2 protein-coding genes are annotated in these 7,774 nt (G+C 60.3%); both read right to left on the bottom strand.

Annotation, left to right across the window (positions count from 1 at the left end; genetic code table 11):
• The coding region (locus tag RWT78_RS26155; protein WP_314681923.1) for an amino acid adenylation domain-containing protein at window positions 1–3,129 on the bottom strand (3,129 nt) is incomplete at its 3' end.
• Between the two features lie 272 nt (window positions 3,130–3,401).
• Window positions 3,402–7,774, bottom strand: a 4,373-nt coding sequence (locus tag RWT78_RS26150; RefSeq protein WP_314681921.1) for an amino acid adenylation domain-containing protein, incomplete at its 5' end; no start/stop codon positions are given.

The raw sequence follows: 7,774 nt of genomic DNA, 5'->3' as shown, positions 1-7,774 counted from the left end.
CGCAAACGAGACAACCGTCGACTCGTCGAACAAATCCGTCGCATACGTCAACGACATCGGCATCCCCACACCGACGCCGTCCTCCTCCAACGGTGACACCGTCAACTGCAGATCGAACTTCGCGATCTCCACACCCGCGTCGAAACCGGCAATCGACAGTCCCGGCAGTTCCAAGACACTCTGCGCCATGTTCTGGAAGAACAACGCAACCTGGAACAACGGATGATGAGCCTGCGACCGCGCCGGATCAAGCACCTCCACCAACCGCTCGAACGGAACATCCTCGTTGCCGAACGCCCCCAGATCGACCTCACGAACCCGACCCAACAACTCCGAGAACGACTCCGAAGAATCCACCTCCGTCCGCAACACCAACGTATTGACGAACATCCCGATCAAATCATCAAGCTCCGGCTCGCCCCGCCCAGCGATCGGCGAGCCCACCACAACGTCATCACTACCACTCAACCGCGCCAACACCACCGCCAACGCCGCATGCACCACCATGAACAACGACACACCACGATCAAGCGCCAACTGCTCGAGCGCCCGATGCAACCGCACATCAACCGAGAACTGGTAACTAGCACCACGATTGGACGCAACCAACGGCCGCGAACGATCCGCCGGCAACTCGATCCGCTCCGGCAACCCCTCCAACACCGACGTCCAATACCCCAACTGCTCAGACATCAACGACGACGGATCACCCTCGGACCCCAACACCTCACGCTGCCACAACGCGTAATCCGCATACTGCACCTCGAGCGGCGCCCACCCCGGAACCTGTCCACCCGCACGCGCCACATACGCCATCGACACATCACGCACCAACGGCCCCATCGACACACCATCAGCAGCAATATGGTGAACCACCAACGCCAACACAAACTCCGACGAACCCGTCTGGAACAAACGAACCCGCAACGGCACCTCAGAAGTGACATCAAACCCCTCAGTCACCACCGGCGCCAACACACCCAACAAATCAGCCTCATCGGTCGGCACCGCAGAAATATCCACAGCGAACCCACCCACCGGAAGAACCTGCTGGAACCCGACCCCCTCGAACTCCGGATACACCGTCCGCAAAATCTCATGCCGCGCAACAACATCCGACACAGCAGCACCCAACGCCGCAACATCCACCACACCAGACAAACGCAACACAATCGGAATATTGTTCACACCCGACACAGCATCAAACCGCGACAAAAACCACATCCGCTGCTGCGCCAACGACAACGGCACCCGCTCCGGACGCACCCGAGCCGTCAACGCCACACGAGCACGCCCAGTGGAAGCTGCGAGCGCAGAGGCAAGCGACGACACGGTCGAAGACTCGAACAACGTCTTGACTTGTACCCGCACGTCGAAGACAGCACTCAACCGTGCTGCCAACTTCGCTGCGACAAGCGAATTGCCTCCAAGCTCGAAGAAGTCGTCATCCGCTCCGACCTGCTCCAGCCCGAGCAGTTCACCAAACACCGTGGCGATCTGGATTTCATCCTCAGTGGAAGGAACACGGAATGGACGAGACTCGAAATGCGGCTCCGGCAACGCGGAAGCATCCAACTTGCCCACGGGTGTCAACGGAATTTCACTGATGAGAACGACAGAGGCAGGCACCATATGCCTAGGCAATTCTTGTCTGCAGACGTCGAGCAGTTCCGTGATGTCTACCTCAGCTGCCGCTCGTGGCAGCACGTATGCCACCAGAGCCTGCTCCCCATTGTCGAGCTTGCGAGCGAGGGTTGCAACGAAGTCGACCGCCCGATGGGATGCAAGAACTGCGTCGATCTCTCCGAGCTCGACTCGGAAGCCTCGGATCTTCACTTGGGAGTCGGATCGCCCGACGTATTCGAGGTCCCGTGCACCCCCATCTGCGATGACCCAGCGTACGAGGTCACCACTGCGGTACATTCGTTCGCCCTGCGCTCCAAACGGATTCGCGATGAAACGGTCGGCAGTCATACCCGTCAGATTGTGATATCCGCGCGCAACCTGAGGCCCGGCAAGATACAGCTCACCTGTCGACCCGACTGGGACTGGCTGTAGCCGTGAGTCCAGAACCAGGGCGGAAGCCCCGCGAACAGGTCCACCAATTGTCACGCGGTCACCTGGTGCCAGTTTCGGGCTGATGTTGGTGACAATAGTCGTCTCGGTTGGGCCGTATCCGTTGTAGAAGGCCCTGTCCCGTCCCCACCGTGCAACAAGCTCAGGTGGGCATACCTCGCCACCGACTACAGCGGTGACGATGGAATCCAACCCCGAGGGATCGACAGAGGCCAACATTGACGGGGTTCCCACCACATGCGTGACGCATTCGGTTTTCAATAGTTCCGCGAGCTCGTCACCACCGTAAACGGTCGTCGGAACGATAACCATCGTCGCGCCGGAACCAATGGTAAGCAACAGCTCGAAGAGCGAAGTATCGAAGCTGGGGGTGGCGAAATGCAGAACCCTCGATTGGGCTGTGGCACCAAGTCGCTCAGCCTGTTCACTCAGCAAATTGCCCAGGCCTGCGTGCGTGACAACAACACCTTTCGGACGTCCAGTCGACCCTGAGGTGTAGATAACGTATGCAGGGTGTTCGGTTCGCAGAGTGCGAACACGGTCCGAATACGCCACCGGTTCGCCGGACATCGCTTCCGATGCCTGCGTCGTCTCGAGAGAATCGATCGCGATCCACCTCACAGACGATGGCAAATCAATACCTAATTCGCCGACGGTCAAGCCGATCGAGACACCCGAATCCTCGATCATGTACGCAACACGGTCAGACGGATAGTTCGGATCCACGGGCACAAAAGCTGCACCGGTCTTCGCGACTGCCCACACTGCCAGCACTGATTCGATTGACCGCGGGATGGACACGGCAACCCTGTCCTCCGGACCTACACCGCCGGCGATCAACATACGAGCCAGGCGAGACGACCGCGCATCCAATTCGGCGTAGGAAAGTGAGTGCCCCTCGAATCGCAACGCTTCCCTCGAAGGATCCAACTCGACGGCCGCCGCCAGCAACTGGGGCAGCAACAGTGTCCTCGCTCGGCGAGTGCGAGTGGGCCGCTCCCGTCGACTCTTGCGGGTAGCAGAGGTATCCGGCGTCACACCATCGGCGCTCATGCGGCCACGACCTGCGCTCGAACGGCGTGATGGAGGAGCTCGTGCTGCGTCAAGACATTTCACCTTCGCTTTGGTACTGCAGTTCGATCGGTATTCGCGGGAATCCGATCACTTCCGAGGTTCTACCCTTGACCTGGGCAAATCGAGTTCGACGTCCCGGTATGACCCCAGTAGTTGATCGGACACACCGAACCATTGTTACAGCTGTCGAGGAGTGGACATCATCGGACTGTTCGGGATAAGGGCGTCTATCTACTTCGAGAACGGCGGCGTCAGCTCAGAGTCCACGTCGCGGGATCACACGCCAGGCGTAGATCAGGCAAAGCTCCTTCGACGACATCTGTGAAGACGTCTGTCTGACCTACCGCGTGCGAAACCCACTCCTCCTCGAGGCGGCCGTGCACATCGGCATTTCGAGAATCTTCCGAGGACACAAGGACGACGCCACCCACTACCCCTGCCAGCAGAATCGTTAGAACCGAGGTTTCATCGTCGTCGGGACCGAAGTACATCAAACGCGATTCGTAGTCGACCTCGTGCTTTTGCGACATGGCATCCAACTTCGCCGCGAGCTCTCCCTGGGTGATCTGGTCAGAGTCTGATCCGGTAACCACGACCGCGACGTCGTCCACATTGAGCGGACGAACCCGGTCCGCGTAGTTCACGGAACGACTCGAATACGACGCCACCAATTCGACAACATCGGACTCGTTCAGGTCGAGGATCGTATCCAGCGCAATATCAGAATCTGCACTGCCCGAAGTCAGCGTCAAGGCCACACTCGGGTTTGTTCCTCTTCCAGGCGTACGCACTGCGCCTGTTGTAGCTCCCACGAGTACTGCCGCGCCTGCTTTGGACAGCGCCCAGATCGTTACTACCAGTTCGATGCCACGCAGCCCTGTCATCGCAACTGCGTCGCCCGGGCCGATCCCAAGACTGATGAGGTGGCGCGCAAGGCGAGATGATCGTGCATCGACCTCGTGGTATGTCACTTCCACTTCATCGCACACGACTGCGACGGCGTCAGGATCAGCCTCTATGGAGTTCGCCAATAGCTGTGGCACAAGTCTGCCCGTCGAAGCGCCAACTGCCGGGGGTGGCGTTGTGTCCACGGAGCCGAGGACTTCTGCTCGTTCGGAGTCGGTGAGCAGTTCGATGTCACCAATCGGACGTGAAGGATCCGAGGAGACCCGATCTAGAACGCGGACGAAGCGCTCGACATGTGCGTCGGCGGTTGCTTGGTCGAAAAGGTCCGCAGCGAAAACCAAATGGCCGAGCAACCCTCCCGTTACCGGATCTGAACTGAGATTGAGTTGGAGGTCGAACTTCGCAGTCGCCTCCACACCCTCGACAGCCGTGATCTTCAAATCCGGCAGACTGAACTCGGCTCCTGCCATCGGTTCGACCGACAGTGCAACCTGGAAGAGCTCGCTCGCTGACGCCGACACGACGCCGGTTACTTCCTCGAACGGGATGTCTCCGTTCGCAAATGCCTCGAGATCGACGTTTCGGACGAGCGAGACCAAGTCGCCGAATCCCGCTCCGAGATCCGGAGCGGTCCTGAGTGCAAGCGTGTTGACGAACATTCCGACTATGTCGTCCAGTTGCTGCTCACCTCGCCCGGCCACTACCGTTCCGATCGCGAAATCTCGGCTTCCACTCAACCGTGCGATGAGAACTGCAAGCGCAGCGTGCACAACCATGAACAATGTGGCGTTGTGTTCGCGCGCAATCTCGTTGAGCCGCGCCGCCGTCTCCGCGTTGACGGAGAACTCCGAGACACCGGCACGTGCAGACATCTGCGCGGGTCGCTGACGGTCGGAAGGCAATCCGGGCGTCGACGACACACCGTCCAACGTCCGGCGCCAGAAGTCGAGTTGCCGTGCAGCCTGTGAGCCGACCTCGCCGGCGCTACCGAGTACTTCGCGCTGCCAGATCGCGAAGTCCGCGTACTGAACAGTCAACGGCGTCCACGACGGCGCGGTGCCGCGCACGCGAGCCTCGTAGGCAACCATCATGTCTCGGGCAAGAGGTCCCATCGATTCACCGTCAGCGGCGATGTGATGAGCGACCAAGACGAATATGAAGTCTGCCGGGCCCAACTCGAGCAACCCAGTGCGTACAGGTACCTCCTGAGCTACGTCGAATCCGGTCGTCACCAACTCCACGACGCGATTGAACGCCGCGGCCTCGTCGTCTACCTGAATCGTCTCGAGAGGCGAAAGGAGTTCGTCGACCGCGACGATCTTCTGAACCGGCCCTTCGATGTCACTCGGGTAGCTGGTCCGGAGTGACTCGTGTCGAATCAAAACGTCGTGAAGAGACTGACGCAAAGCCGCGACATCCAAGTTCCCCGTCAATCGCAGTGCCAACGGAATGTTGTATGCCGCAGAACCGGGATCCATCTGGTTGATCAACCACATACGCTGCTGCGCCAAGGACAGAGGGAGGCGTTCTGGACGTTCCCGCGCTTCCAGCTCCATCCTCGCACCGGAGCCTGCAGTTTTTTGCGCTACTGCCGCCAAACCTTCCACTGTCGAGTTCTCGAACAGCACACGCACCGGAACCTGCGCATCGAGCGCCTGCCCCAACCGAGCCGCCACCCGAGTCGCAATCAACGAATTACCACCCAGCGCAAAGAAATCGTCATCCAGACCGACGCGCTCCACACCCAACACATCGCCGAACACCGACGCGACAATTTCCTGCACCGCTGTGACCGGCGCCCGAAACTCCGCTGCCTCGAACACCGGTGACGGGAGGGCCTTTCGATCCAACTTGCCCGACGCATTGAGAGGAAGCTCGTCGAGGACAAGAACCTTCGAGGGCACCATGTACGCCGGAAGCACGGCCCGGGCCGACTCCAGAACTTCCGACGCATCTACTGCAGTTCCTACGACATACCCGACCAGGCTGTCGCCGAACGTAGCATCGCTGTGCAGGACGACCACCGCGTCTGCAACCGCCTCGTGCGAGATCAGAGCAGATTCGATCTCGCCGAGTTCGATGCGTTGCCCCCGCAATTTGACCTGGAAATCCGACCGGCCGATGTACTCCAGCTCGCCCCGACCGTTCCACCTGACCAGGTCGCCGGTTCGGTACAACCTACTACCGCCGCCTGATTCATGCTCTCCCACAACCACAAAGGGGTTGGCGACGAAACGTTCCGCAGTCAACGCCGCTCGGTTTCCGTATCCGCGACCGACGCCGACACCGCCGACGTACAACTCACCGATCACGCCCGGTGGCACCAGACCCAACGACCGATCCAGAACGAACAGATCGATGTTCGGCACCGGCGCACCGATCGGAACGCTGACGGTGTCATGCGCAGTCACCGCGTGGAACGAGACCACGTCCGACGCTTCCGTCGGGCCGTAGCTGTTCACCACGCGTACTCCGCCTGACAACAAACTGCCAAGACGATTAAGCCGGATCGACTCGCCTCCAAGGAACACAACATCGAGAACGCTCAAAGCAGAATCCTCGTCGGAATCCACCACGGCTTCGAACGCGCTCGGCGACATGTTCGCCACTGCAACGTCACCGTGCCCGACGCGAGCAACGATCGCATCCGGATCGAAACCGTCTGGGGCAAGCACTACGCTCCGACCGCTGCTCAACGCTGCCCAGACGTTCTTCTGCGTCAAGTCGAAACTCGGTGACGACGCGATCAATAGACCACCAGTTTCGGGCAACTCGCTGCGGTACCAGGCCACCGTGTTCTCGATGCCGGCCATCGGCACCAACGTCGGCTTCGGACGACCCGTCGAACCGGATGTCGAAATGACATACCCCAAGCGGTCCCCCGCACCGAGTTCACGCCATCGATCCGTCGGCCTCTCCACCATCGGCGAATCGCGCATGATGTTGTCGAGGACGATCACGTCCACCGCCAGATCGAGAGTCGTCGTACTCACCGCGCATCGGGCGCCGGTGTCGGCGATTATCGCTTCGATCCGATCCTGTGGGTACGACGGATCGATCGGCCCGTACGCAGCACCCGCCTTCCACGCCGCCAACATACCTACGACCCACTCGACCGACCTCGGCACGATCAACGCGACGACGTCATCCGGACCGACGCCGGCCGCCGTCAATCGCTCGGCCACCACGTTTGCGTAGGCGTCGAGCTGCCCATAGGTCAGCGCCTCGCCATCGCACTCGACGGCAAGAGAATCAGGCGTCCGCCCAACCTGTTCTTCGAACATCGCAGTCAAGGACGCGCCTGCCAACGCTGTGCGCCCACCAGCGGACCAGCTGAGAAGGTTGCTGCGCTCAGCAGCGGTAAGTACGTCGATATCACCCAACCGAACTGACGGATCAACAGTGATCTCAGCAAGGATGCGCCCGAACCTGCCGGCAAAGCCTGCCACCGTCGACTCGTCGAACAGATCCGTCGCGTACGTGAACTGCGCCGCCATCCCCGCCGGGGCACCCGCCTCGTCAAACTGCTCGACCATGGTCAGCTGCAGATCGAACTTGGCCGCCACCGTGTTGGCGTCGATTCCCGCAACTGTCAGATCGCCAAGTCGAAGCACCGACTGCTCCATGTTCTGGAACGACAGCATCACCTGGAACAACGGATTACGAGCCTGCGACCGCGCCGGATTGAGCACCTCCACCAACCGCTCGAACGGAACAT

The organism is uncultured Rhodococcus sp. (assembly GCF_963525155.1).
GTDB lineage: Bacteria > Actinomycetota > Actinomycetes > Mycobacteriales > Mycobacteriaceae > Rhodococcus_F > Rhodococcus_F qingshengii.
The sequence above is the reverse complement of the archived record's forward strand: the minus strand, read 5'-3'. Positions and strand labels throughout refer to the sequence as shown.